This window comes from Tessaracoccus sp. ZS01 (assembly GCF_022342445.1).
Taxonomy (GTDB): Bacteria; Actinomycetota; Actinomycetes; order Propionibacteriales; family Propionibacteriaceae; genus Arachnia.
Genome location: NZ_PQFE01000001.1, coordinates 529,239 through 554,075, shown reverse-complemented (window position 1 = coordinate 554,075; position 24,837 = coordinate 529,239). Strand labels below are relative to the sequence as shown.

Genomic DNA, 24,837 nt, shown 5'->3' with positions numbered 1-24,837 from the left:
GCTCAGGCGGGTGACTTCTTCTCCCGTGTGGGTGATCTCCGGCCCGAGCGCCGTTGGCAAGGGCACCGTCTGTGCAAAGCTGCGGTCGCTCCACCCAGAACCTTTCTATTCCGTGTCCATGACCACCCGCGCAGCGCGTCCCGGTGAGGTGGAGGGCAAGAGCTACCACTTCGTCAGCATCGACGAGTTCAGGGACCTGATCGCGCAGGGGGAGTTGCTGGAATGGGCCGAGGTCCACGGCAACTACTACGGGACCCCCCGTCAGCCCGTGCTCGCCTCCGTCGCGGCCGGACGCCCCGTGATCCTGGAGATCGACCTGCAGGGAGCGCGTCAGGTGAAGCAGAACCTGCCGGAAGCCCGGCTGATCTTCCTCAGCCCTCCGTCGTGGGAGGAGCTGGTGAGCCGGCTCCGGGGCCGCGGCACGGAGAACGAGGAGACGATGGCCCGCCGCCTGGACACGGCGAAGATCGAACTGGCGCAGGTCGACGAGGCCGATCACGTGATCGTCAATGTCACGCTCGATGAAACGGTCGCCGCTTTGGTAAGGTTAATGAGCTTGTGACCTGTCTCTGTGATCACAACGTGAAAGGATCACCTTGAACACCGTGCCCGAAGGCATCACCAACCCGCCGATCGACGACCTGCTGAAGAACGTCGACTCGAAGTACCGGCTTGTGCTGTTCGCGTCGAAGCGCGCTCGGCAGATCAACGCCTACTTCTCGCAGCTGGGCGAGGGCCTGCTCGAGAACGTCGGCCCGCTGGTCTCCGCTGCTCCTGAGGAGAAGCCGCTGTCCATCGCGCTGCGCGAGATGAGCGAAGGCCTCCTGCAGTACACCCAGATCGATCCCGAGGCCGAAGAGGCAGCTGCTGCCGCCGCCGCGGCTGCGGATCCCGCGTTCTCCTTCGTTGATCCCTTCGCGGACACCGAAGTCGCGTCTTCCTGACGCACCCAAGGGGGCGGCTTATCGCCGCCACAACAACCCCTTCTTCCACTATGCGGCTTGTTGCCGCGCTAGGAGTGCTCTGCCGTGAGCCGTCTGTTCACCTCGGAATCGGTCACCGAAGGCCATCCGGACAAGATCGCTGATTCCATTTCCGACGCCGTGCTCGACGGCCTCCTCGCCCAGGACAAGGAGTCGCGGGTCGCTGTCGAGACCCTCGTGACCACCGGCCTGGTGGTGGTGGCCGGTGAGGTTTCCACCACCGGCTACGTCGATGTCGCCAACCTCGCCCGCAAGCGCATCCTCGAGATCGGTTACGACTCGTCCAGCAAGGGCTTCGACGGCGCCTCCTGTGGCGTGACCGTCGCCATCGGCGCCCAGTCCCCGGACATCGCCCAGGGCGTCGACGACGCCTATGAGCGACGGGTCGACGCGGACGGCGACATCGCCAGCGCCCAGGGCGCCGGCGACCAGGGGCTCATGTTCGGATTCGCCTGCAACGAGACCGAGGCGCTCATGCCGCTGCCGGTGGACCTGGCGCACCGGTTGGCCGAGCAGCTGACGGCGGTACGCAAGGACGGCACGCTCGAGTACCTCCGCCCGGACGGCAAGACGCAGGTCACCGTCCGCTACGGCGACGACGGGCGTCCCGAGGGCATCGACACCGTCGTGGTGAGCACGCAGCACAGCGCAGAGGTCACGCAGCCGCACATCCACAAGGACCTGCGCCGCGAAGTGATCGGCCCCGTCCTGGAGCGCTACGGCTTCGGCATGCCTGAGCGGGTGTTCATCAACCCCACCGGCAAGTTCGTCATCGGCGGCCCCATGGGCGACGCGGGTGTCACCGGCCGCAAGATCATCGTCGACACCTACGGCGGCATGGCCCGCCACGGCGGCGGCGCGTTCTCCGGCAAGGACCCCTCGAAGGTGGACCGCTCCGCGGCGTACGCCACACGGTGGGTCGCCAAGAATGTGGTTGCGGCCGGCCTGGCTGAGCGCTGTGAGGTGCAGGTGGCCTACGCCATCGGCAAGGCGCACCCCGTGGGCTTCTATCTGGACACCTTCGGCACCAACGCGGTGCCTGAGGAGCAGATCCGCAATGCGGTGCTGGCCACGTTCGACCTGCGACCCGGAGCCATCATCCGCGACCTCGATCTGCTGCGGCCCATCTATTCGGACGTGACGGTCTACGGCCACTTCGGTCGCAACATCCCGTCGGCCACCTGGGAGCGCACAGACCGGGTCGACGCACTGGCGGCTGCTGTCAAGGGATGACGTGACGGGCCGGGTGGCGCGGGTCGCCGTCGACATGGCTCTGGCCCACCTGGACCGGCTGTTCGATTACGAGATTCCAGACCAACTGGTCGAGGTGGCCACCGTCGGCGCCCGGGTGAAGGTGCCGTTCGCCGGAACCCAGCGCGACGGGTGGCTCATCGAGATCGCCGACACCTCTGAGGTCGCCTCGCTCGCGCGCCTCAGCAAGGTCGTCTCCTCGGAACCCATCGCCACCCCTGAGGTGTACGAACTGATCCGGGGAGTGGCAGACCACTACGCGGGGGTCTGGTCTGATGTCGCCCGGCTGGCCATTGCGCCCCGGCACGCCGCCACAGAGAAGGCCCCGCAACGCGAATGGCCGGACCCCAAACCCCTGGAGCGGGCCTCGGTGCTGCCGTCGTACCCTGCCGGTCAGTCGTTGCTCGACGCGCTGGGGGAGGGCCGCTCGCCCCGCCTGGTGTGGCAGGCGGCCGCCGTCCATGGGGGAGCGGGCGACCTGCTCGGCGGGGTGATCGAGGCCGTGGACGCCACGCTGCGTTCCGGCCGCTCCGCCGTCGTCGTCTTCCCCACGGTGCGCGAGCTCACCCCTGCCGTGGCCCGGTTCCGGGCCGTGTTCGGGCACGGTGCCGTGGGCGCGCTGGCCTCGGAGGCCGGCCGCTCGGCCCGGTACCGCGCCTATCTCGCCGCCGCGCGTGGGCAGGCTCGCATCATGCTGGGTACTCGCAGCGCCGTCTTCGCGCCGCTGCAGGATCTGGGCCTGGTGGTGGTCGTCGACGACGGCCATGACGCCCATGAGGAACTCCGCGCCCCGTACCCCCATGCCCGCGCGGTGGCCATCCTGCGGTCGGCGCGCCAGAACGCGGCCCTCATGCTGGCGGGGTACTCGCGCAGCGTGGACGCGCAGGCGCTCGTCGAGCGCGGCTGGCTGGCCGAACTCAGCCTCACCCCCACCGAGGCCCGGCGGATCGTCGCGCCGGTGCGGGCCGTCGGGGAGGTCGAGCGCGAGCACGATCCCACCGCTGCCCGCCTACGCATCCCTTCGTTGGCCTTCCGCTTCCTCCGCGACCACCTGCCGCAGGGCCCCGTGCTCGTGCAGGTGCCGATGACCGGCCACTCGGCGTCCCTCGCGTGCCAGCGGTGCGGCAACCGTGCCGTGTGCGCGAAGTGCAGCGGCCCCATGCGGGCCCGTCGCCGGGATGAGCCCGAATGCTCGCTGTGTGGATTCAAGCCCACGCGGTGGACGTGCCCGCACTGCCACACGTCGCGCCTCCGCACGCCGCTGGCCGGTGCCGCGCGCACCGCGGAGGAGTTGGCGCGCGCCTTCCCCGGGGCCCTCGCCGTCAACAGCTCGGCCAAGAACATCCGTGACGAGATCCCCGACGAACCCGCCATCGTGGTTGCCACGCCCGGCTCCGAGCCCAGCGCCCCGTCGGGCTATGCGGGCGTGCTGATCCTCGACACCGAGGTCACGCTGTCCCGGATCAGCCTCCGGGCTGCGGAGGAGGCCCTGCGCCGGTGGTCCAACGCCGCGGCGCTGGCGCGCCGTCCCCTCGACGGGGGCTCCGTCCTGCTGGTCGGCTCAGCGACCCATCCCACGGTGCAGGCCATGCTGCGGGCGGATCTCGCCGGGTTCGCCACCAGGGAGCTCGCCGACAGGGCCGAGGCTGGGCTGACCCCGGCCGTCAAGATGGCGCGGATCGTGGGCGACGCGGATGCGGTGCGTGAGTTCCTCGACAACGACGATTGGGCCGGTGTGGATATCCTCGGCCCCACAGAGGTGGGCCCTGAACGCTGGGCTGCGCTGCTGCGCACCCCCGTCCAGGACGCCCGCGAACTGACACGGCGGGTCAAGAGCGCCGCCGCCATCCGCTCCGCCCGCAAGGAAAAGGGCCAGCTCAGTATTCACGTCGATCCCGAATCCCTGGAGGACAGATGAGGCTCGTGTTCGCCGGCACCCCCGAGGTCGCCGTTCCCTCGCTCAACGCCCTGGTCGCGTCGCAGCACGAGGTGGTGGCCGTCGTCACCCGGCCGGATGCGCCTGCCGGCCGTGGCCGCAGACTGACGCCGTCGCCGGTGGCCGTGCGGGCGGAGGAACTGGGGATCGAGGTGCTGAAGCCGGCGCATCCGCGCGATGCGGATTTCCAGGCCCGCCTGCGGGAACTCGCCGTCGACGTGTGCCCGGTGGTGGCCTACGGCGCACTCCTGCCGCAGTCCGCGCTCGACATCCCGGCCCACGGCTGGGTCAACCTGCACTTCTCCCTGTTGCCCAGGTGGCGCGGGGCGGCGCCTGTCCAACGCGCGATCATGGCGGGCGACGAGGAGATCGGCACCGCGTGTTTCCAGATCGTGCGGGAACTGGATGCGGGCGACGTGTACCTGATGGAATCGCGTCCCATGCCCGACGCCACCGCGGGTGAGCTCCTCGCGGCGCTCGCGGAGAGCGGCGCGGACCAGCTCGTCCGGGCCATCGACATGGTGGCGGCAGGCGAGCGGCCCACGCCGCAGCCCACCGAGGGGCTCACCGTCGCGGCCAAGATCACCGTCGACGAGGCCCGCATCGTCTGGGCGCGGCCGGCGAAGGAACTGAGGAACGTCATCATGGGGTGCTCGCCGGACCCGGGAGCCTGGTGCGAACTCGACGGGCAGCGGTTCAAGATCTACCGGGCGTCGGTCGCCGAAGACCATGGCCTGGCGCCGGGCGACCTCGAAGCAACCAAGCGGCAGGTCTTCGTCGGCACCGGGGAGGGCACGCTCGAACTCCTCGAGGTGCAGGCCCCCGGAAAACGCCGGATGCCCGCCATCGACTGGGCCCGCTCCGGCGTGGCAGGGAAGGCTCTGACATGAACCCCCGCAAGGTGGCATTCGATGTGCTGCGGCAGATCACCGGCGAGGACGCCTACGCCAACCTGGCGCTCGCCAAGCGGCTGGCCACGGCCGGGCTGGAGACCCGCGACGCCGGTCTCGTCACGGAACTCGTCTCGGGCACGTGCCGCTTGATGGGCACCTACGACCGCGTCATCGAGGCCGCCGCAGGGCGGGCGCTGAACACGCTCCAGCCCGCCGTCGTCGACGTGCTGCGGCTCGGCGCCCACCAGTTGCTGGGCATGAAGATGAAGAAGTACGCGGCGGTCACCTCGACGGTCGACCTGGCCCGCGCCACCGTCGGCCAGCGGGTCACGGGGCTCGTGAATGCCATCATGCGCAAGATCTCGGCCAAGGACCTGGACGGGTGGCTCGACCAGCTGTCCAAGAAGGCCGGTCCACTGGACGAACTCGCCATCCGTAGCCACCATCCGCGCTGGATCGTCGACGCCTACGCGGATCTGCTCACTCCGGATGAGCTGCCGCGTGCGCTCGCAGCGAACAACGAGCCGCCGCATCCCACCCTCGTCGTGCGCCCGGGCCTGGCCACCATCGCCGACCTGTCCGGTGCCACCCCCACCCGGTTCTCGCCCTTCGGCGCCACCACCGACGGCGCCCCGGCCGAGCAGGCGGCGGTGCGCGAGGGTCGCGTCGGCGTGCAGGACGAGGGTTCCCAGCTCGTTGCGTGGGCGCTGGCCCGCACGGAGGCGCCGGCCGGCCCGTGGCTGGACATGTGCGCCGGCCCGGGCGGCAAGGCGGCCCTGCTCACCGGCCTGGCGCGCGAGGAGGGCACCTGGTTGGTCGCATCGGAGTCGCAGGAGCACCGCGCTCGGCTGGTGCAGCAGGCCCTGTCCGCCTACCCGGACGGCGCAGTGACGATCACGGCTGACGGCACCCGCCCGGCCTGGGGTCGCCAGTTCTCGAAGGTCATGGTGGACGTGCCGTGCAGCGGATTGGGCGCGTTGCGTCGTCGCCCGGAGTCGCGGTGGCGCCGGCGTCCGGAGGACGTCACGGCGCTGGGCGGCCTGCAGCGCGACCTGCTCCGTCAGGCCATCGCGTCGACGGTGCCCGGGGGAGTGGTGGCCTACGTGACGTGCTCGCCGCACCGCGCGGAGACGGTCGAGGTGGTCGACGACGTGCTTGCTGAGCACCCCGAGGTCGCCCGGCTGCACGCTGCGGACGCGCTGCCCGACGTGCCTGAGAGCGCGCTGGGAGACGATGTGCAGTTGTGGCCTCAGCGCCATGGCACAGACGCGATGTACCTCGCGCTGCTGCGCGTGGGTTCCTGACCGGTCCGCTGCCGACCTCCCGCCGAGATCGTTCTTCCGCCACTCGATAGGGTGCTGTCATGCGTATCACCCCGAGCATTCTCAACGCCGATTTTGCCAACCTCGCCACGGAGATCGGGCGGATCGGCAGCGCCGACGCCATCCATGTCGACGTCATGGACAACCATTTCGTGCCGAACCTGAGCATCGGGTTGCCCGTGGTGGAGTCCATCCGCAGGACCACGGACAAGATGCTCGACATCCACCTGATGATCCAGGACCCGGACCGTTGGGCACCCGCCTACGCCGAGGCGGGAGCCGAGTCAGTGACCTTCCACGTGGAGGCCGCCCACGCACCCATCCGGCTGGCCCGCGAGCTGCGCCGGCTGGGTTCCCGCGCCTCCATCGGCCTGAAGCCAGCCACCCCCATCGACTCGTACGCGGACATGCTCGACGAGGTCGACATGGTGCTCCTGATGACCGTCGAGCCGGGCTTCGGCGGCCAGAAGTTCCTGGACCTGGTGTTGCCGAAGGTGCGTCGCACCCGCGAGCTGCTGGGGGACCGGCCCATCTGGATCCAGGTCGACGGCGGCGTGAGCGTGGAGACGATCGAGCGCTGCGCGGAGGCCGGCGCCGACACCTTCGTGGCGGGCTCCGCGGTCTACAACGCGGCCGACCCCGACGCGATGGTCAACCAGCTGCGCAACCTCGCCGCGGGGGCCTGCCAGCACTAGGCACTGAAATCCGCAGGATCCTCAGCGCCAGGGGTCAGTTGCCGTTCGGCTGGTCGTCGCCCTGACGGCGGCGCAGGAACTTCTCCAACTCCGCCGCGATCGTGTCGCCCGTGGCGCCCTCCACCTCTTCGGTGTCGCGGGCCTCCTCGAGCTGGCCGATGTACTCAGCGATGTCCGGGTCCTGCGCGCTCAACTGGTCCACCGCCAGCGTCCACTTATCCGCCTCGGCGGGGAGTTCCGCGTGCTGGATCTTGACGTGCAGGATCCCCTCCAGCTCCGTGAGCAACGCGTCCTGCGCCTTCGGGTTGGGCGGCGACGACACGTAGTGCGGGACGGACACCCACAGCGAAGCCGCTGGGATCCGCTCGTGCAACATCAACTGCCCGGCCACGCCGATCATGCCCGTTGGTCCGGTGTAGTCGTTGGCGTCCATGTTGTACTTCCGCTCAACCGCGGGATCACTGGTGTAGACCCCCACGGGAAGCGGACGCGTGTGCGGCGTGTCGCTCAGCATGGCGCCGAGGAAGACGACGATCTCCGGGTCGATCTTCTTGATCCGGTCCACCAGGTCCATGGAGAACTGCCGCCACAGGAGGTTCGGTTCCGGGCCCAGGACGACGATGATGTCGCGGTCCGGGTGATGCACGGCGCGCAACCGGAGCGCAGGCCACTCCACCCAGGCGCCGTCCGCGGTGCGGTGCAGCATGGGCCGCGTCTGCTGGTAATCCCAGTAGCGCTCGTCGTCGATGATGCCCGCGTCAGTGCCGGGATAGGAGTCCATCAGATGGCGCAGCAGATCGCTGGCCGCATTGCCGGCGTCGTTCCAACCGGAGAACCCGATCACCACTGCGGGGTCTCGGAGACCGTCCAAAGGCGCGAACTGCATTCGTCCAGCCTACCGGGTGCGGCTAGCCTTGCCCGGTGGCTATTGATCTGAGAGACCTGTTGAATCGTCGTGTGCTTGTTGCCGATGGGGCGATGGGCACCATGCTGCAGTCGTTCGGTGACCTCAGTGTCGACGACGACTTCCAGGGGCTCGAGGGCTGCAACGAGATCCTCAACGTGACCAGGCCCGACATCGTGGCCTCCGTCCACCGCGCCTACTTCGAAGCCGGCGCAGACGCCGTTGAGACCAACTCCTTCGGCACCAACCTGGCTGCGCTTGCTGAGTACGACATCGTCGAGCGCCTCGACGAACTTGCTGAGGCCTCCGCGCGGATCGCCCGCGGCGTGGCAGACGAGTTCACCGACAAGCCCCGCTTCGTCCTGGGCTCCATGGGCCCCGGCACCAAGCTGCCCACGCTCGGGCACGTCCAGTTCGCCGCCATCCGCGACGCCTACCAGCGTCAGGTGGCCGCCATGATCCGCGGCGGCATCGACGCGGTGCAGATCGAGACCTGCCAGGACCTCCTCCAGGCCAAGGCCGCCATCATCGGCTCGCAGCGGGCCGCGGCGGAGGCGGGCGTCGACCTGCCCATCCTCGTCAACGTCACCGTCGAGACCACCGGCACCATGCTGCTGGGCTCCGAGATCGGCGCCGCGCTCACGGCGCTGGAGGCGCTGGGAGTGGACTGCATCGGCCTCAACTGCGCCACCGGTCCCGCCGAGATGAGCGAGCACCTGCGTCACCTCGCCCGCAACGCCAAGATCGCCGTCGGCACCATGCCCAACGCCGGTCTCCCGGAACTGACGGCCGACGGTGCCCGCTACCCGCTGGGCCCCGATGGCCTCGCCGACGCCCTGGGCACCTACCTGGACGAGTTCGGGCTTGCGGTCATCGGCGGTTGCTGCGGCACCACGCCCGAGCACATCCGTCTCCTCGCTGAGCGCTACAGCGGCCGTGAGGTCGCCCCGCGCGACCCCCAGCCGCAGAACTCGGCCAGCTCGCTCTACATCGAGGTGCCGTTCGAACAGGACGCCAGCTACCTCAACATCGGCGAGCGCACCAACGCCAACGGGTCCAAGGCCTTCCGTGACGCGATGCTGGCGGAGAACTGGGATGAGTGCGTCGAGATCGCCAAGTCCCAGGCCCGCGACGGGGCGCACGTGCTCGATCTCTGCATCGACTACGTCGGCCGCGACGGCGTGGCCGACATGAAGCAACTCGCCTCCCGCCTCTCCACTGCGGTCACGCTCCCGATCGTGCTCGACTCCACGGAGCCGGAGGTCCTGCTCGCGGGCCTGGAGCACCTGGCGGGCCGCGTGATCATCAACTCGGTCAACTACGAGGACGGTGACGGCCCCACGTCACGCTTCGGGCGGATCATGCCGCTGGTGAAGGAGCATGGCACCGCCGTCGTCGCGCTGACCATCGACGAGGAGGGCCAGGCCCGCACAGCCGAATGGAAGGTGCGCGTCGCGTCACGCCTCATCGAGGACCTCACGAAGAACTGGGGCATGGACGTGGGCGACATCCTCGTCGACTGCCTCACGTTCCCCATCGCCACCGGTCAGGAGGAGACGCGCCGCGACGCGATCGAGACCATCGAGGCCATCCGTGAGCTCAAGCGCCTGTACCCGGGCGTGCGCACCACGCTGGGCGTGTCGAACGTCTCGTTCGGCCTGAACCCGGCTGCCCGCATCGTGCTGAACTCCGTGTTCCTGCACGAGTGCGTGCAGGCAGGCCTCGACTCAGCCATCGTGCACAGCGCAAAGATCCTCCCGATGGACCGCATTCCGGAGGAACAGCGCCAGGTCGCCCTCGACATGGTCTACGACCGCCGCTCCGAGGGCTACGACCCGCTCTCGAAGTACCTGGACCTGTTCGAGGGCGTCACCGCGGCCTCCGCCCGCGCCTCTCGCGCCGCAGAACTGGCCGCGCTGCCCCTCGAGGAGCGCCTCCAGCGCCGCATCATCGACGGCGAGGCCAAGGGCCTCACCGCAGACCTCGACGAGGCCCTCAGGGACAAGCCGGCGCTCGACATCATCAACCAGGACCTGCTCGCCGGCATGAAGACGGTGGGCGAGCTGTTCGGCTCCGGCCAGATGCAGCTGCCGTTCGTGCTCCAGTCCGCGGAGACCATGAAGCTGGCCGTGGCGCACCTCGAGCCGCACATGGAGAAGTCGGAGAGCGACACAGGCAAGGGCACCCTCGTGCTCGCCACCGTCCGTGGCGACGTGCACGACATCGGCAAGAACCTCGTCGACATCATCGTCAGCAACAACGGCTACACCGTCATCAACATCGGCATCAAGCAGCCCATCCAGGCCATCATCGACGCCGCCGAGAAGCACAGTGCCGATGCCATCGGCATGTCCGGGCTCCTCGTGAAGTCGACGCTGGTGATGAAGGACAACCTGGGCGAACTCAACCGGCTGGGCCTCGCGGGGAAGTACCCGGTGCTGCTCGGCGGCGCCGCGCTCACCCGAACCTTCGTGGAACACGACCTGGGCGACATCTTCGAGGGCCAGGTGCGCTACGCGAAGGACGCGTTCGAGGGTCTCGCGCTGATGGACGCAGTGATGGCCGTGAAGCAGGGGGTGCCGGGCGCGAAGCTGCCCGAGCCCAAGAAGCGTCGCTATGCCAAGGTGGAGGTGGAGGAGGTGCCGATCGAGCCGGGCACCCGCTCCGACGTCGCCCGCGACGTCGACGTGCCCACCCCGCCGTTCTGGGGCACGCGCGTGGTCAAGGGCATCGCGCTGGCCGAGGTCGCCGCATGGCTCGACCACCGCGCCACGTTCATGGGCCAGTGGGGCCTGAAGGGCAGCAGGGGAGGCCCGTCCTTCGAGGAGATCGTCGAGACCGAGGCCATGCCGCGCCTGCGCGGCTGGATGGACCGGATCAAGACGGAGAACCTCGCCAACTTCGGCGTGGTGTACGGCTACTTCCCGGTGCACTCGGAAGGGGAGTCGCTGATCGTCGGCAGCCCCGAGGACCCGCAGAAGGAGGTCACGAGGTTCACGTTCCCGCGCCAGCGCCGTGACCGCCGCCTGTGCCTGGCGGACTACTTCCGCGACGCCGACGAGGCCGCTGAGCGCGGCCCGGACGTGTTGGCCATGCAGCTGGTCACGATGGGCTCCGAGGTGGCCAAGGGCACGGCGAAGCTCTTCGAGGCCAACTCGTACCGCGACTACATGGAGCTCCACGGCCTCTCAGTGCAGCTGACGGAGGCTCTCGCGGAGCACTGGCACGACCGGATCCGCCAGGACCTGGGCTTCGGCGCCACCTCCGACATCGAGGAGGCCATCCGCAAGCAGGGCTACCGCGGCTCGCGCTACTCCTTCGGCTACCCGGCCTGCCCGGATCTGGAGGACCGCGCCAAGCTCGTGGCACTGCTGGAGCCGGAGCGGATCGGCGTCGAGCTGAGCGAGGAACTGCAGTTGCACCCTGAGCAGTCGACCGATGCCATCGTCGTGCACCACCCGGAAGCGAAGTACTTCAATGCAGGCTGAACCGAAGGCCGTCCTCTGGGACTTCGACGGGACGCTGGTCAACACCGAGCCCGTGTGGCAGGAGATCGAGCGTCAGATGCTCGCCGAGCACGGGGTGACGTTCACCACCGAGCAGTGGGAGTCGATGACCGGCCAGGACGCGCGGCTCTCCGCCGCGACGATCGCCGAAGCCATCGGCTCAGACGACATCGACGGCCTGCTGGAGACGCTCCTGCAGCGGGTGGCCGATCACCTCCGTCAGCGCGACCTCCCGTACCTGCCCGGCTCGCGCGAACTGCTCGTGGAGCTGGCGGCGTTGGGCGTCCCCTGCGCGATCGTCACCGCCAGCAGCGGGTCCGTCCTCGATGCGGCCCGCGACCGGCTGCCCGAGCACGTCTCCTTCGTCGTCACCTCCGACGACGTGGAGAGGACCAAGCCGCACCCGGAGGGATACCTCCTTGCCATGGAGCGCCTGGGCGTGTCGCCGAAGGACGTCGTGATCCTGGAGGATTCCGTGCCGGGCACCCTGTCCGCGCTCGCCTCGGGCGCCGTCGTCTACGCTGTGCCTTCTGTGCCGCTCGAGCAGCACCGCCGCATGCACATCGGCGAAGGGCTCGACGGCATCACCTGGGAGACGCTCGTCGACGTATGGCGGGCACGGAAGGAACTGGCATGAACCTGTCGGGAGTGCACAGAGGACCCCTGCAGCCCGGCGAGCGCGTGACGCTCACCGACAACAAGGGCCGCCGCAAGTCGATCCTCCTCAAGGAGGGGGCGACGTGGCACACCACCAAGGGCGCGGTGCACCACGACGAGCTGATCGGCGGGCCCGAGGGCGTCGTCGTCAAGTCGGCTGGCGGCATGCAGTACCTGGCGCTGCGGCCGCTGCTCCACGACTACATGGTGGCCATGCCGCGCGACGCGGCGGTCATCTACCCCAAGGAAGCCGCCCAGATCGTCATGTGGGGCGACATCTTCCCCGGCGCGCGCGTGCTGGAGGCCGGCGTCGGCTCCGGTGCGCTGTCGCTGGCGCTGCTGCGGGCCATCGGCCCCGAGGGCACCCTGCACTCCTACGAGCGGCGCGAGCAGTTCGCCGACGTCGCCCAGAACAACGTGCGCAACTTCATCGGCGGGGAGCACCCCGGCTGGCGGGTGACCGTCGGCGACCTCGTCGAGGCCATCACGGACGACGAGATCGACCGGGCCATCCTCGACATGCTCGCCCCCTGGGAGTGCATCGAGGCAGTGGGGGAGCGTCTCGTCCCCGGCGGCGTGCTGGTGTGTTACGTGGCCACGGCCACCCAACTGGGACGCGTGGCCGACACCCTGCGCGCCCACGGCGGTTTCACCGAGCCGCAGCTCACCGAGACGACCGTGCGTGACTGGCACGCCGAGGGTCTGGCCATCCGGCCAGGGCACGGCACGTCGAGCCACACGGGGTTCCTCGCGATCTCCCGACGACTGGCGCCGGGTCAGCAGGCGCCCATGCGCAGCCGTCGGCCGGCCCCCGGTGCCTACGGCCCCGACTACACGGGGCCCCGTCCGGCGAACATCCCCGCAGACCTAGGCGGTGCGGGCGCTCCGGTGGCGGCTCAGTCTCCAGACGAAGCGCCAACCCATGAGGGTGACGGCCAGGAATAGCGCGGCCACCAGGACGAACGCCCAGGCCGCGGTGTCGCCCGAGACGACGCGCAGTACCATGCCCACGACGAGCGTCACGCTCCACACGATGAGCCCCTCCCGCCAACCGGCGAAGGGCACCTTGGTCATCGCCACCGCAGCCCAGGCGATGAGGCAGGCCAGCAGGAACGGCCAAGCTGTGGCGAGGACGCCGAACAGGTCCAAGCCGTGGGAGGCCCGCCCGACGACGGCGAACACCAGTACGCAGACCAGATCGACAATGATTGGCACGACTCGCTTCATGCCAGCCACTATAGAAGGGTGATGATGGACAGCCCCTCCTTCATGGAGTACCTGAGGCAGGTGGCGCCGGAGACCCTCCCCGCCGCCGGCGGTGCCGCCATGCCTGCCGTGCACGGCACCACGATCGTGGCGGCCCGCTACCGCGACGGAGTGGTGATGGCGGGCGACAGGCGCGCCACCATGGGCACCGCGATCGCCATGCGCGACATCGAGAAGGTCTTCGGTGCCGATGACCTGTCGATCATCGGGGTGGCAGGCGTGGCTGGGCTGGCCGTCGAACTCGTGCGGTTGTTCCAGGTGGAGTTGGAGCACTTCGAGAAGGTCGAGGGTACGCAGCTGAGCTTCGACGGCAAGGCGAACCGGCTCAGCTCCATGCTGCGGGCCAACCTCCCCCAGGCGATGCAGGGCATGGTGGTACTGCCCCTGTTCGTCGGCTGGGACGAGCGTGCGATGCGCGGCCGGATGTTCTCCTACGACGCCACCGGTGGCCGCTACGAGGAGCACCAGTACTGCTCCGTCGGATCAGGCGCCGCCTTCGCCCGCGGGGCGTTGAAGAAGCTGCACGACCCGGACGCCGACGAGCATTCGGCCGTCGCGGCGCTGCTGCAGTCGCTGTACGACGCGGCGGACGACGACTCCGCCACCTCCGGCCTCGACCTCACGCGCGGCATCTTCCCGCTCGTGCTGCGGGCCTCGGCCGCCGGTGTCGCCCGGTGGTCCGAAGAGGGCGTGCGGGAACTCGCCCACACCATCGTCGCGGCACGCACCGCGCGTCCCGACGGCCCGAGGGGGTACGCGCTGTGAGCCTGCCGTTCTATGTCAGTCCCGAGCAGCAGATGATGGACAGGGCGGAGTTCGCCCGCAAGGGCATCGCACGGGGGCGCGCCGTCGTGGTTCTGCGCTATGCCGGTGGGATCGCGATGGTGGCGGAGAACCACTCGACGACGTTGAACAAGGTCGCCGAGATCTACGACCGCATCGGTTTCGCAGCGGTCGGCCGGTACAACGAGTTCGAGACGCTGCGGATCGCCGGGATCCGGCACGCGGATCTGCGGGGCTACTCCTATGACCGCCGTGACGTGACGGGCCGCAGCCTGGCCGGCGCCTACTCGCAGCTGCTGGGTGGCGCGTTCGCCTCCGGCGGCGAGAAGCCCTACGAGGTGGAGCTGATCGTCGCGGAGCTGGGGGAGGAGCCCACCGGCGACGTGCTGTACCGGATCAGCTACGACGGCGTGATCACCGACGAGCAGGAACTCGCGGTCATCGGCGGTGACGCCGAACGGGTCGCCGAGGTGGTGCGGGCCGGTTTCACCCCCGACGCACCGTTGGGCGACGCCGTCACTCTGGCCGGCAACGCGCTGCACTCGGACCAGCTCGAGGTCGCGGTGCTGGAGCGCGGTGCGGGCCGCCGCCGCACCTTCCGCCGCCTCAGCCGGGACGAGGTGGCCCGTGGTTGAATCAGTACTGATCCTGGGCGCCGGCCTGGTGGGCTCCTCGCTCGGGCTGGCCCTCACGCGCGCCGGCTACGACGTGATCCTCTGGGACATCGTCGCCGCCCATTCGCTGGTGGCCGCGGGGCTAGGCGCCGGCCGTATCTCGGATGAGGCCACCGACAACCCCGACATCGTGGTGGTCGCCACCCCGCCGGAGGTGATCCCCAGCCTCGTCGCTGAGACCCTCGAGAAGTTCCCGCACGCGGTGATCACCGACGTCGGCTCGGTCAAGGCCCCCATCCTCGAGGCGGTGGTGAAGCTGGCGCCGGAGCACCGCCGCTACGTCGGCTCGCACCCCATGGCCGGCTCGCAGTTCACCGGGCCGCTCACCGCATCGGCCGACCTCTTCAAGGACCGCACCTGGGTGGTCACCCCCCAGGACGGGAACCTGCCGGAGGACGTGGCCCGCATCGAGAAGCTCGCCCAGGAGGTGGGGGCCCGCGTGGTCACCATGCCGGTCGACCTGCACGACGAGGCCGTGGCGCAGGTCAGCCATGTGCCGCACCTGATGAGCATCCTCACCGCGAGCCACCTCCGTGAGGTGCCCACCGACAACCTGCGCCTCGCCGGCCAGGGAATCCGCGACGTCACCCGGATCGCCGGTTCAGACCCGTCCCTGTGGCGCCAGATCATCGTCTCCAACGCCGACGCCGTCCGCCACGAACTGGAGGAGGTCGCCACGGACCTGGCGCACCTCATCAGCGTGCTGGACCACCCGGAAGACCTGGAGCGCTTCCTGGCCATTGGGCGCACCGGCGCCCATTCACTGCTCGGCAAGCACGGCCAGAACCCCCTCGACCTGCTCAAGGTCACCGTCGAGATCCCCGATGAACCGCGCGCCCTGGGCCGCCTGTTCACCGATATCGGCGAGCTGGGTTTCAACGTCGAGGATTTCGAAATCACCCACGACCCGGTCCGCGAGGTCGGCTACCTGCAGATCTCCGTCGAAAGCGAGGTGGCCGAGAAGCTCCGCGCCACCCTGCTGGAGCGCGGCTGGGGTGCGTGGTCATCCAACCGAGGAAGTGCCTGATGTCCCTGCTGATCGCCATCGACGGGCCCAGTGGCTCCGGCAAGTCCACCACCGCCAAACTGCTGGCCCGAAGGCTGGGCCTGGGGTACCTCGACACCGGCGCCATGTACCGGGCGGCGACCACCGAGTACCTGCGTCGCTATCCCGAGGGGGCCGACGTCGACGAGGTGGCCCGGCTCGTCGCCGACGCCGCGCTGGTGTGCGGAACCACCCCGGAGTCGCCGACGTTCCACATCAACGGTCACGACGTCACCGACGAGATCCGCGAGCCGCGGATCTCCGCCGCCGTCTCGACGGTCGCCACCAACCTCGAGGTGCGCCGGCTGCTCACGGAACTGATGCGCACCGTCATCGCCCAGCACGACCGGCGCATCGTCGTCGAGGGCCGCGACATCACCACGGTCGTGGCGCCTGACGCGGACGTTCGGGTGCTGCTGGTGGCGGATCCCTCCGCACGGGTCGCCAGGCGCGCCGCCGAGGTGGAGGGCAGGGCCACCGCCGCCGAGGTGACCGACCAGGTACTCCGCCGTGACCGCGACGACTCCACGGTGTCGAACTTCACCGACGCCGCAGCGGGCGTGACGGTCATCGATTCGACCTTCCTGACACCCTCGGAAGTCGTCGACGCAATCGTCGCGCTCACACCGCCCAGCTGATTCGACTAGGCTGGGGCGCTGCCCACTCTCTTCAGGAGGCTCCCGTGACCGAGACCGTCAAGCCCATCGTGGCCGTTGTCGGCCGACCCAACGTCGGCAAGTCGACGCTGGTCAACCGTATCCTCGGTCGCCGGGAAGCCGTGGTCCAGGACCAGCCTGGCGTCACGCGTGACCGCGTCTCGTACGACGCCAACTGGAACGGACGTGAGTTCGTGCTGGTCGACACCGGCGGTTGGATCTCCGACGCGACGGGAATGGCCGCCGCCATCGCGGAGCAGGCGGAGATGGCCATCTCGCTGGCAGACGCGGTGCTCTTCGTCGTCGACGCCACCGTCGGCACCACGGATGAGGACGAAGCGGTGGTCCGCGTGCTGCGCCGCTCCCAGAAGCCTGTCGTGCTCGCCGCGAACAAGGTCGACGACCAGCGTCACGAGGTCATGGCCGCCAGCATGTGGAACCTGGGTCTGGGCGAGCCGTTCCCGGTCTCCGCCCTGCACGGTCGCGGCTCGGGTGACATGCTCGACGCACTGCTGGACGCCATCCCTGAGGCCCCGCGCGAGACCTACGAGGAGATCGGCGGGCCCCGCCGGATCGCCATCGTCGGCAAGCCGAACGTGGGCAAGTCCTCGCTGCTGAACAAGATGGCGGGGGAGAAGCGGGTCGTGGTGTCGGACGTGTCCGGCACCACCGTGGACCCCGTCGACGAGCTCGTCGAGATCAGCGGGCAGGTGTACCGCCTCATCGACACCGCAGGCATCCGCAAGCGGGTCAAGGAGGCCTCCGGCCACGAGTACTACGCCTCGCTGCGCACCCAGGCCGCCATCGAACGCGCCGAGGTGTGCATCATGGTGGTCGACGCCTCGGAGCCGGTGTCAGACCAGGACCTGCGGATCCTCAGCAACATCGAGGAATCCGGCCGCGCCCTGGTCATCGCCTTCAACAAGTGGGACCTCACCGATGAGGAGCGTCGCTACTATCTGGAACGCGAGGTGGATCGCGACCTGCAGGCGTGGAAGTGGGCACCGACGGTGAACATCTCCGCGCTGACCGGCCGCAACGTCGACAAGCTCGGCAAGGCCATCGAAACGGCCGCCGCAGGCTGGGAGTCGCGCATCTCCACCGGCAAGCTCAACGCCTTCCTCGGCCGGCTCTCGGCCGCCCACCCGCACCCCGTGCGCAGCGGCAAGCAGCCGCGCATCCTGTTCGGCACCCAGGCGCAGAACTGCCCGCCCACCTTCGCGCTGTTCACCAGCGGCAAGATGGACGAGACCTACGTGCGCTACATCGAGCGTCGCCTCCGCGAGGACTTCGGCTTCGAGGGATCGCCCGTCCAGGTGCAGATCCGCGCTCGTGAGAAGCGCAAGGACCGCGTCTGACACCAAGCGGAGGCGAGATCGGATCCCGGGGGTGGGGGGAGTACGCTTCGCTCTGGAGGCGATTACCACATGGGAAACCGGGATTTCCGGATTGAAACTCAGCGCCTGACGCCGAGGGAACAGATACGCCGCTACCGAGTGCTGGCGGGCGAACACTTCATCAACCTGAGGAACCTCTGGCCGGGGCCAGCGGACTATGGGGGGTTGAAGCACTCCTGGCTGAAGGACCTGGTGGCCGGCATCACCGTCGGTGTCGTGGCTCTTCCGCTCGCTCTGGGCTTCGGTGTCGCCTCGGGGGCGGGTGCCGCGGCCGGCCTCGTCACCGCCATCGTCGCGGGCATCGTCGCTGCCGTGTTCGGCGGTTCCCACCTGCAGGTCTCCGGCCCCACCGGCGCCATGACCGTAGTACTGCTTCCGGTCATCGCCAAGTACGGCCTCGGCGTGATCCCCCTGCTCGCCATCATGGGTGGCATCATCGTGGTGGCCATGGCCATCACTGCGGTCGGCAGATCCGTGGAGTTCATCCCCTTCCCTGTGGTGGAGGGGTTCACGATGGGCATCGGCGTGATCATCGCCCTTCAGCAGCTGCCGCTCATCCTCGACGCCCCACGCGGCACGTCGGAATCCACCCTGGTCGCCGGTTGGCAGACCATCCAGCAGGCCGATTGGAGCCACGCCTGGCAGCCCCTGGCGGTGGCGGTGGCGGTCATCGCCCTGCACCTGGTGGGCCTGCGTTACGTGCCGAAATGGCCACTCGCGCTCATCTCGATCATCATCGCCACAGTCGCCGTCGTGCTGATGCCCATCACGGTGGACTCCATCGGGGCGCTGCCCACCGGCCTGCCCTCACCGCGCGTGCCGGACTTCACCATGGGGATGCTGCAGGACCTGGCCGGGCCGGCGCTCGCCATCGCGGCGCTGGCCGCGCTCGAGTCGCTGCTGTCCGCCAGGGTCGCCGACGGGATGCGCCCGGACCTCTCTCCGACGAACCCGGACCGCGAGCTGATGGGCCAGGGCCTGGCCAACATCGCGTCGGGGCTCTTCGGTGGCCTGCCCGCCACGGGCGCCATCGCCCGGACCGCCGTCAACGTCCGATCCGGGGCCCGTACCCGGCTGTCGTCGGTGACGCACGCCGTGATGCTGCTGGCCGTCATGTTGCTGTTGGCGCCCATCGTGGCGACCGTGCCGATGGCCGCGCTGGGCGGCGTGCTCCTGGTGACCGCCGGGCGCATGATCAACCTGCGCCTGGGCCGCACGATGCTCACCGTCACCAGGGCGGATCGCAACACGTTCCTGCTCACCTTCGCCGCCACCGTCCTGCTGGACCTGGTGGCCGCCGTGCTGCTGGGGCTCCTGATGGCTGCCGTGATGAGCCTGCGGCACATGGCCACCTACTCCGTGGTGGCCCGGCAGAACCTGCCCACCACCACGATGGAGGGCGTCGTGGACTGGAACGCGGAGCAGGAGCACCTGCGCGATGCCGTCGCCATCTTCCGGGTCGACGGCGCGCTGTTCTACGGCAACGCGCAGCGATTCATCGACGAGGTCAACGACCTGGGGGACCGCACCGCGGCGGTGATCATCCGCTGTCACCAGATGCGCATCCTCGACGCGTCCGGCGCCGTGGCGCTCGACACCGCGCTGCGGCGATTGCGCCGACGTCACGTCATCTACGTCATCCAGGGCATGAACAACAGCCAGCGACGCACCTCGGTGCTGATGGGCGCCACCCAGCAGCGCCATCACGTCAAGGAACTGTCCGAGGCGCTGACCTGGATCGACGACGAACTGCGCACCGGCGTGGTTCAGACGAAGATGATCTGACCTCCAGCGCTGAGTTCGACGAAGTCGGAGGCGGAGATCACGTCCTCCACCCCTTCATAGAGGTCGGACATGGCCAGGCCGTTCATGTCGAAGCTGAGTTTGCAGCCCCACAGGTGACCTCCGGCCGCCACGATGATGTCGAGGAACTCGCGCACCCCTGGAATCTCCAGGTCATCGAGTTGTTTGGTCATCATCTTGGTCGCCATCCGCGTCATTCCGGGGATGGCGCCCATGCCGGACCACACCGGCATCGACGGCGCCATCGGCAGGTGCATGGCGGTGTTGCCGAGCATGGTGAACTTCAGGTTGTCCATCGTGCGTTCGGTCACCAGGTCGAAGCCCCAGAACGTGAAGAAGATGTGGGTCTCGATGCCTTCGCCCAACGCCGCGTTGGCCATGATGAGCGCGGGGTAGGCCATGTCCAGGTTGCCCTTGGAGGCGATGAAGCACATCTTGCGGGGCTGCCCCGCGGGCTCGGTCCCGACGGCGGGGGCAGCGAAGTCCGACGGCTTCAGCCGTGCCTTGCCCTCCGTCGAATCGTTGGACGACGGGGGCCGGGCGGTCGCCGGGCCGAAGTCGGGGATGATGGGGTGGTCGAGGATCTCGGTCATGGCACGGCCTTTCTAGACGCAGCCCTTGGGCTTGGGGAGCCCGGCGATATAGGACATCTTCTTGGCCGGCTTGCCGGGGAAGAGACGGAACAACTCCTTCATGTCGAAGCCACCGACCACCGACGTGCGGCGCAGGGTCGCCGTCTCCTGCCGCTCCGGGTAGTCGCTGCGCAGGAAGCGCAGCACCTTCCAGTGGTCGTCGGTCAGTGCGTCGAGGCCGGCGTACCCTGCCAGGACGCGGGCGAGGTCGTCGTCCCACTGTTCGTAGTCTGTGAGGAAGCCCTCGTCGTTGACGTCAATGACGCGGCCGCCGTCGATGCGTGTGCGTGGCACGGGATTCTCCTTCAACTCCGGGTGCCGAGGGGCAGCTTCTTGCGTGCCCACTGAGTGAGGGTGAGCCCGGCGGAGTCGCCTTCGAGGCGCTTGCCGAGCAGCATCATGTCCGTGGTGAACGGCAGCGGCCGGCCCTTGAGGAGCAGCTGCCAGTAGACCCATCTGAAGGCGAGCTTGGCCAGGTGGTTCGAGCGCGACTCGCCGAGCAGCCGCATCGGCCCGACCACCGGGAGGGGGAAGGTGCCGGTGTAGGGCTGCGTCTGGTAGTTGAAGTCCAGCAACATGCCCCTGCCGTGGCCCGTCTCGATGAAACAGTTCGCGTGACCGTCGAAAGAGTGGGGGAGGGGCTCGCCCTTCAGGTAGTGCGGCCAGTTGTCCATGAACACGTAGACCGAGAAATGCGCGACCGACCCGGCCTTCGATGTCGGCAGGGTGCCGCCGTCGCCCAGCACGAAGATGTCCGGATGGGCATCCGCCCGCATGGTCTGCTGGTCGCAGGGCACGAGGTTGAGCTCGTCCCCCAGGCCTGAACGCGAGATGTACTCCGGGCCGAGATTCAGGGGGATGGACACCAACAGGTCGTAGGGGATCCGCCGGTCGTCGTAGGAGACCAGTTCCTTCGCGTCGGTGTCGACGCGTTCGACGGCGAAGTCCGTCTCCAACGCGATGTCGCGTTCGGCGAACATCGACCCAAGCTCCCTGGAGGCGACCGGCTTGGTGAACGCCCCGTCGAGCGGGGTCACGTAGACGATCTCCACCTTGTGTCGCGACTTCCGGTCCCGGAAGAAGCCGTCGGCCAGGAAGGTGAACTCGAGCGGCGCGACGGGGCACTTGATGGGCATGTCGGTGAGGTGGATGACGAGGCGGCCGCCTCTGAAATCCCGCATGGCGTCGCGCAGGGCGATGGAGGCGGGCAGATCGTAGAAGTGGTGGACGTCAGGGCTGTCCGCCCCGGGCGTGAGGTCCGGTCTCGGCTGAACGCCCGTGGCGATGACGAGGGTGTCCCACGGCAGTTCGCGACCGTCGGCGAGGAGCACAGTCCTGCTGTCGATGGCAATGTGGTCGATCTCGCCGAGGACGAGATCCACGTCGCGTGGCAGGTACCGGCGGCGCGGCTCCACGATCTTGTCCGGGGTGTAGATGCCGAACGGCAGGAACAGGTAGCCCGGCTGGTAGTGGTGATCGTTGTCGCGGTCGATCACCGTGATGGCGAGCTCCTCTGGCGGATGGACGGCGCGCAGCTTGTTGGCCACCATCGTGCCCGCGGTGCCCCCACCGAGGATGAGCAGCCTCTTCATTGAGACCTCCATGAGTAGGAATGCTCACGATTCTATACCCCGCCCCGTATGTCGCGCCGGGGAATTGGTCAACCAGTCGGCGCATTTCCGGTACGGGTCGGCCTCGATGTGCGCACCGCGGCGAGAGGCGCTAAGCTATCCGAGTTGCCTCACGGCAGCGGGCGGGCTGTAGCGCAGCTTGGTAGCGCACTTGACTGGGGGTCAAGGGGTCGCAGGTTCAAATCCTGTCAGCCCGACCAGCAAAGGGCCTTGTCAGACCGGAAATCCGGTGGACAAGGCCCTTTTACGTGCCTGTTGCTCACAGGGCCAAGCACGCCGGGCGTGTGAAGAGGACAGGCGCGATCGGCCACCGTTGGACCTGAGCCCGCCAAGGTGCGCCCACCCCGGTAAGGCCCCGCCCGCGGTGTGGTCAGAGCCCGTGCGAAAGTACTACTCCGGCATTTCTGAAGGCGGCGGTACGGGCGTGGGTTCGGCAAGGAGCGCGACGCGGATCGTTGCGAGCCGGAGCAGGAATGTGCGCTCGTCGTACTTCTTCCGCCTGAGCCAACTCGTCACTTCACTGTTGTGTTTGCTCGCGTTGCAGGATCCGCACGCCGGGACCACGTTGTCGAGCGTATAGCGGCCACCGCGTGAGATCGGGTGGATGCAGTCTCGCTGCAGCGGCACTCCGTGCTGTCCGCAATAGGCACAGCCTCCCCAGGCGTCGACGAGATCGGCCCACTGGGCGGGAGTGAGGTCGTTGTCGACGCGGTCCAGCCTGCGCTGTCGTCTCTTCGCATAGCGTGCTCGGTTGGCCGCCGACCGTCGTGCGGCTAAGAACTTGTGGCGTGCGGGCACCGTCCAACGGTACTGCGACCACATGATTCGCGTCGGATTGCCCCGCGCGATCCGCGGATCACGCGGTGTGGCGCAATGGCTGGTAGCGGCGGACCCTTGAAGAAACAGATCGCGACTCAGGCGATCACATGGAAGTAGGGAGGCGCCGTGTCCCACGAGTCACAGGTGGCGGCGTTGCATGAGGTTCTCGACGCGTTCAACAGGCACGATCTCGACGCCATCATGGGCCACTTCGCAGAGGACTGCGTCTTCGAGTCGCCCCGTGGAGAGGATCCCTGGGGGAGTCGGTTCGTCGGACGCGACGAGGTCCGGCGCGGCCTCGCAGCCCGCTTCGAAGGCATTCCTGATGTGCGGTACACCGGCGGCAGCCATTTCGTCGCCGGCCATCGGGGCGCCTCCGAATGGACGATCACGGGCACAACCGTGTCGGGTGAGCGCATCGAGGTGCGGGGTTGTGACCTCTGGACGTTCGACGACGAGGGGCTCATCGTCCGTAAGGACAGCTTCTGGAAGTTGCGGCAGCAGGCTTAGCTGCCGTGCGGAGCCACGCGTGAGGGGCTGTCAGGCCTCGGCACGAGCGGTCGCACGCACGTTCCTCCGCGCGAAGAGGGCCAGCAGCCCACCGAGGGCGAGCATGGGGAGGCCGAACAACCATGTCTCTCCCTCCACCTGTGTGGCGAGCAGGACGCAACTGGCTATGCCCAGGACTGGCAGCACGCGCGGCACGCGGTAGTGCTTGTGCGCCACCGCGTCCTTGCGCAGCACCAGGACGGCCGCGTTGACGGCGGTGAACACCACCAGCAACAACAACACCAGCGTCGAGGCCAGCACCTCGATGGAACCGAGCAGCGCCAACACCACCGACAAGCCTGTGGTGACGACGATGGCGAGCCACGGCGTCTTCCGGCCGGGAAGCACCTTCGACAGGAACGACGGCAACAACCTGTCGCGGCTCATGCCGTAGGCCAGCCGCGAGCCCATGATGCCGGTCAACAACGCGCCGTTCGCGACGGCGACCAGGGCGATCACAGAGAACAGCACCGGAGGCACCCCGCCTGCAGCGCGCACCACCTCCAGCAGAGGACCGGTCGATGCCGCGAGCCGGTCGGTGGGCACGATCGCACTGGCGGCGACGCCGACGCCCACGTACACGAGGCCCGCCACCAGCAACGCCCCGAACAGTGCGCGCGGGTAGGAGCGCGCGGGGTCCTTGGTCTCCTCGGCGACGTTGACTGAGGTCTCGAAACCCACGTACGAGTAGTACGCCAGCACGGTTCCTGCGAGAACAGCAGCGAGCGGGCCGTTCTCGGTGGTGCCGAGCTGAGTGAGTCTCGACGGGTCCGCATCACCGCGGGCGATGACCATGAATCCCAGGACAACCACCAGCACCAGGCCGCCCACCTCGATGATGGTGGCGATGATGTTGGCGAACAGGGACTCCTTGATGCCGAACGCGTTCAGGGCGGCGAGCAGCCCAAGGAACACGATGACGGTCACGGGCACCGGCAGGGTCAGGAACTCGCCGAGATAGTCTCCGGCGAAGCCCAGCGCCAGTGCACCGACCGAGACGATCCCCGCCGCGAGCATGCAGTAGCCGATGAGGAAGCCCGCGAACGGGCCGAAAGCCCGGTTCGCGTAGTGGGAAGATCCGCCCGCCCGAGGGTACTTGGTGGCCAGCTCGGCGTAGGATCCGGCGGTCAGCAACGCCATGACCAGCGCAACCAGGAGCGGCACCCAGACCGCCCCGCCGGAAGCGGCCGCGATGACGCCGACGAGAACGTAGACCCCTGCTCCGAGGACGTCCCCGAGGATGAACGCGAACAGTGCGGGGGTGGTGACGGAGCGGTTGAGCGCCGTGTGCGTGACGTTCGACATCCCCTGAGGCTAGCCACGGAGGGGGCCAACGGCGACCGCGTCGATGCCGAGTTGGCACCTGCCGCCCCTTGCTTCGGAGGCTCACCCGAGTTCTAGAATGTGGAGTGAAGGGCAATGTCGCCCTCATACG

24 protein-coding genes and 1 tRNA gene are annotated in these 24,837 nt (G+C 68.6%); 18 read left to right on the top strand and 7 right to left on the bottom strand.

The window, feature by feature from the left end; genetic code table 11:
* The first annotated feature begins 10 nt into the window (after positions 1-10).
* The 7 genes from gmk to rpe all read left to right on the top strand — a co-directional run bounded on the left by gmk (position 11) and on the right by rpe (position 7,080).
* Positions 11-562: a guanylate kinase gene (gmk, locus tag C3E87_RS02705; protein WP_198928180.1), complete on the top strand. Its 552-nt coding sequence runs from the start codon at positions 11-13 to the stop codon at positions 560-562.
* A gap of 34 nt (positions 563-596) precedes the next feature.
* Positions 597-944 carry a DNA-directed RNA polymerase subunit omega gene (rpoZ, locus tag C3E87_RS02700; protein ID WP_076058931.1) on the top strand — a complete coding sequence of 116 codons (348 nt, stop codon included), beginning with the start codon at positions 597-599 and terminating at the stop codon, positions 942-944.
* A gap of 84 nt (positions 945-1,028) precedes the next feature.
* The gene (gene metK / locus C3E87_RS02695; protein ID WP_076058929.1) at positions 1,029-2,216 is read left to right on the top strand and encodes a methionine adenosyltransferase; all 1,188 of its coding nucleotides are present in this window, start codon (positions 1,029-1,031) and stop codon (positions 2,214-2,216) included.
* 1 nt (position 2,217) lies between these two features.
* Positions 2,218-4,152, top strand: coding sequence for a hypothetical protein (locus tag C3E87_RS02690; RefSeq protein WP_083665344.1), 1,935 nt, complete (start codon positions 2,218-2,220; stop codon positions 4,150-4,152).
* Positions 4,149-5,060 (top strand): methionyl-tRNA formyltransferase, encoded by a 912-nt coding sequence (gene fmt, locus C3E87_RS02685; RefSeq protein WP_076058927.1) that lies wholly within the window; start codon positions 4,149-4,151, stop codon positions 5,058-5,060. The genes C3E87_RS02690 and fmt overlap by 4 nt, the downstream gene beginning before the upstream one ends.
* Positions 5,057-6,367, top strand: coding sequence for an RsmB/NOP family class I SAM-dependent RNA methyltransferase (locus tag C3E87_RS02680; protein WP_076058924.1), 1,311 nt, complete (start codon positions 5,057-5,059; stop codon positions 6,365-6,367). Before fmt ends, C3E87_RS02680 begins: the two co-directional genes overlap by 4 nt.
* A gap of 59 nt (positions 6,368-6,426) precedes the next feature.
* Complete coding sequence (gene rpe / locus C3E87_RS02675; RefSeq protein ID WP_076058922.1) at positions 6,427-7,080, top strand: ribulose-phosphate 3-epimerase; 654 nt, start codon at positions 6,427-6,429, stop codon at positions 7,078-7,080.
* Between the two features lie 34 nt (positions 7,081-7,114).
* Here rpe and C3E87_RS02670 read toward each other — a convergent pair whose 3' ends face one another.
* Complete coding sequence (locus tag C3E87_RS02670) at positions 7,115-7,966, bottom strand: proteasome assembly chaperone family protein (RefSeq protein WP_076058919.1); 852 nt, start codon at positions 7,964-7,966, stop codon at positions 7,115-7,117.
* Between the two features lie 41 nt (positions 7,967-8,007).
* Between C3E87_RS02670 and metH the strand changes: the two genes are divergently transcribed.
* The 3 genes from metH to C3E87_RS02655 are packed head-to-tail and all read left to right on the top strand — an operon-like array spanning position 8,008 to position 13,092.
* On the top strand, positions 8,008-11,472 hold the full coding sequence (gene metH / locus C3E87_RS02665) for a methionine synthase (protein ID WP_076059516.1): 3,465 nt from the start codon (positions 8,008-8,010) through the stop codon (positions 11,470-11,472).
* A complete protein-coding gene (locus tag C3E87_RS02660) occupies positions 11,462-12,127 on the top strand; it encodes an HAD family phosphatase (protein ID WP_076058916.1) in 666 nt (221 codons plus the stop codon). The genes metH and C3E87_RS02660 overlap by 11 nt, the downstream gene beginning before the upstream one ends.
* On the top strand, positions 12,124-13,092 hold the full coding sequence (locus tag C3E87_RS02655; protein WP_198928179.1) for a tRNA (adenine-N1)-methyltransferase: 969 nt from the start codon (positions 12,124-12,126) through the stop codon (positions 13,090-13,092). Before C3E87_RS02660 ends, C3E87_RS02655 begins: the two co-directional genes overlap by 4 nt.
* On the opposite strand, the gene C3E87_RS02650 is transcribed toward C3E87_RS02655, so the two are convergent.
* A complete protein-coding gene (locus C3E87_RS02650; protein WP_076059513.1) occupies positions 13,015-13,374 on the bottom strand; it encodes a DUF3054 domain-containing protein in 360 nt (119 codons plus the stop codon). The genes C3E87_RS02655 and C3E87_RS02650 overlap by 78 nt on opposite strands.
* Before the next feature lie 21 nt (positions 13,375-13,395).
* Here C3E87_RS02650 and prcB point away from each other — a divergent pair, with 21 nt between their 5' ends.
* The 6 genes from prcB to C3E87_RS02620 all read left to right on the top strand — a co-directional run bounded on the left by prcB (position 13,396) and on the right by C3E87_RS02620 (position 19,753).
* Positions 13,396-14,178, top strand: a complete 783-nt coding sequence (gene prcB / locus C3E87_RS02645) for a proteasome subunit beta (protein ID WP_076058914.1) — start codon at positions 13,396-13,398, stop codon at positions 14,176-14,178.
* On the top strand, positions 14,175-14,831 hold the full coding sequence (gene prcA / locus C3E87_RS02640; protein ID WP_076058911.1) for a proteasome subunit alpha: 657 nt from the start codon (positions 14,175-14,177) through the stop codon (positions 14,829-14,831). The genes prcB and prcA overlap by 4 nt, the downstream gene beginning before the upstream one ends.
* A complete protein-coding gene (locus C3E87_RS02635) occupies positions 14,824-15,897 on the top strand; it encodes a prephenate dehydrogenase (protein WP_076058908.1) in 1,074 nt (357 codons plus the stop codon). The genes prcA and C3E87_RS02635 overlap by 8 nt, the downstream gene beginning before the upstream one ends.
* Positions 15,897-16,553: a (d)CMP kinase gene (cmk, locus tag C3E87_RS02630; RefSeq protein ID WP_076058906.1), complete on the top strand. Its 657-nt coding sequence runs from the start codon at positions 15,897-15,899 to the stop codon at positions 16,551-16,553. The genes C3E87_RS02635 and cmk overlap by 1 nt, the downstream gene beginning before the upstream one ends.
* Positions 16,554-16,597: 44 nt before the next feature.
* Positions 16,598-17,929, top strand: a complete 1,332-nt coding sequence (der, locus tag C3E87_RS02625) for a ribosome biogenesis GTPase Der (RefSeq protein ID WP_076058903.1) — start codon at positions 16,598-16,600, stop codon at positions 17,927-17,929.
* A gap of 204 nt (positions 17,930-18,133) precedes the next feature.
* Complete coding sequence (locus tag C3E87_RS02620; protein ID WP_158069032.1) at positions 18,134-19,753, top strand: SulP family inorganic anion transporter; 1,620 nt, start codon at positions 18,134-18,136, stop codon at positions 19,751-19,753.
* Here the strand turns inward: C3E87_RS02620 and C3E87_RS02615 are convergent.
* The 3 genes from C3E87_RS02615 to C3E87_RS02605 are packed head-to-tail and all read right to left on the bottom strand — an operon-like array spanning position 19,735 to position 21,995.
* Positions 19,735-20,364 (bottom strand): DsrE/DsrF/DrsH-like family protein, encoded by a 630-nt coding sequence (locus C3E87_RS02615; RefSeq protein WP_083665342.1) that lies wholly within the window; start codon positions 20,362-20,364, stop codon positions 19,735-19,737. The two genes, C3E87_RS02620 and C3E87_RS02615, sit on opposite strands and share 19 nt — an antisense overlap.
* 12 nt (positions 20,365-20,376) lie before the next feature.
* Positions 20,377-20,697 (bottom strand): TusE/DsrC/DsvC family sulfur relay protein, encoded by a 321-nt coding sequence (locus C3E87_RS02610; protein ID WP_076058898.1) that lies wholly within the window; start codon positions 20,695-20,697, stop codon positions 20,377-20,379.
* Between the two features lie 11 nt (positions 20,698-20,708).
* Entirely contained in the window at positions 20,709-21,995 is a 1,287-nt protein-coding gene (locus tag C3E87_RS02605; protein WP_076058896.1) for an NAD(P)/FAD-dependent oxidoreductase, read from the bottom strand.
* A gap of 162 nt (positions 21,996-22,157) precedes the next feature.
* Between C3E87_RS02605 and C3E87_RS02600 the strand changes: the two genes are divergently transcribed.
* Positions 22,158-22,234, top strand: a tRNA-Pro gene (locus C3E87_RS02600).
* A 190-nt stretch (positions 22,235-22,424) separates the two neighbouring features.
* Here the strand turns inward: C3E87_RS02600 and C3E87_RS02595 are convergent.
* A complete protein-coding gene (locus tag C3E87_RS02595) occupies positions 22,425-22,832 on the bottom strand; it encodes an HNH endonuclease (RefSeq protein WP_076059509.1) in 408 nt (135 codons plus the stop codon).
* Between the two features lie 147 nt (positions 22,833-22,979).
* Between C3E87_RS02595 and C3E87_RS02590 the strand changes: the two genes are divergently transcribed.
* Positions 22,980-23,363: a nuclear transport factor 2 family protein gene (locus C3E87_RS02590; RefSeq protein ID WP_143570861.1), complete on the top strand. Its 384-nt coding sequence runs from the start codon at positions 22,980-22,982 to the stop codon at positions 23,361-23,363.
* 30 nt (positions 23,364-23,393) lie between these two features.
* On the opposite strand, the gene C3E87_RS02585 is transcribed toward C3E87_RS02590, so the two are convergent.
* Positions 23,394-24,707 carry an APC family permease gene (locus C3E87_RS02585; protein ID WP_076058894.1) on the bottom strand — a complete coding sequence of 438 codons (1,314 nt, stop codon included), beginning with the start codon at positions 24,705-24,707 and terminating at the stop codon, positions 23,394-23,396.
* Positions 24,708-24,837: the final 130 nt, after the last annotated feature.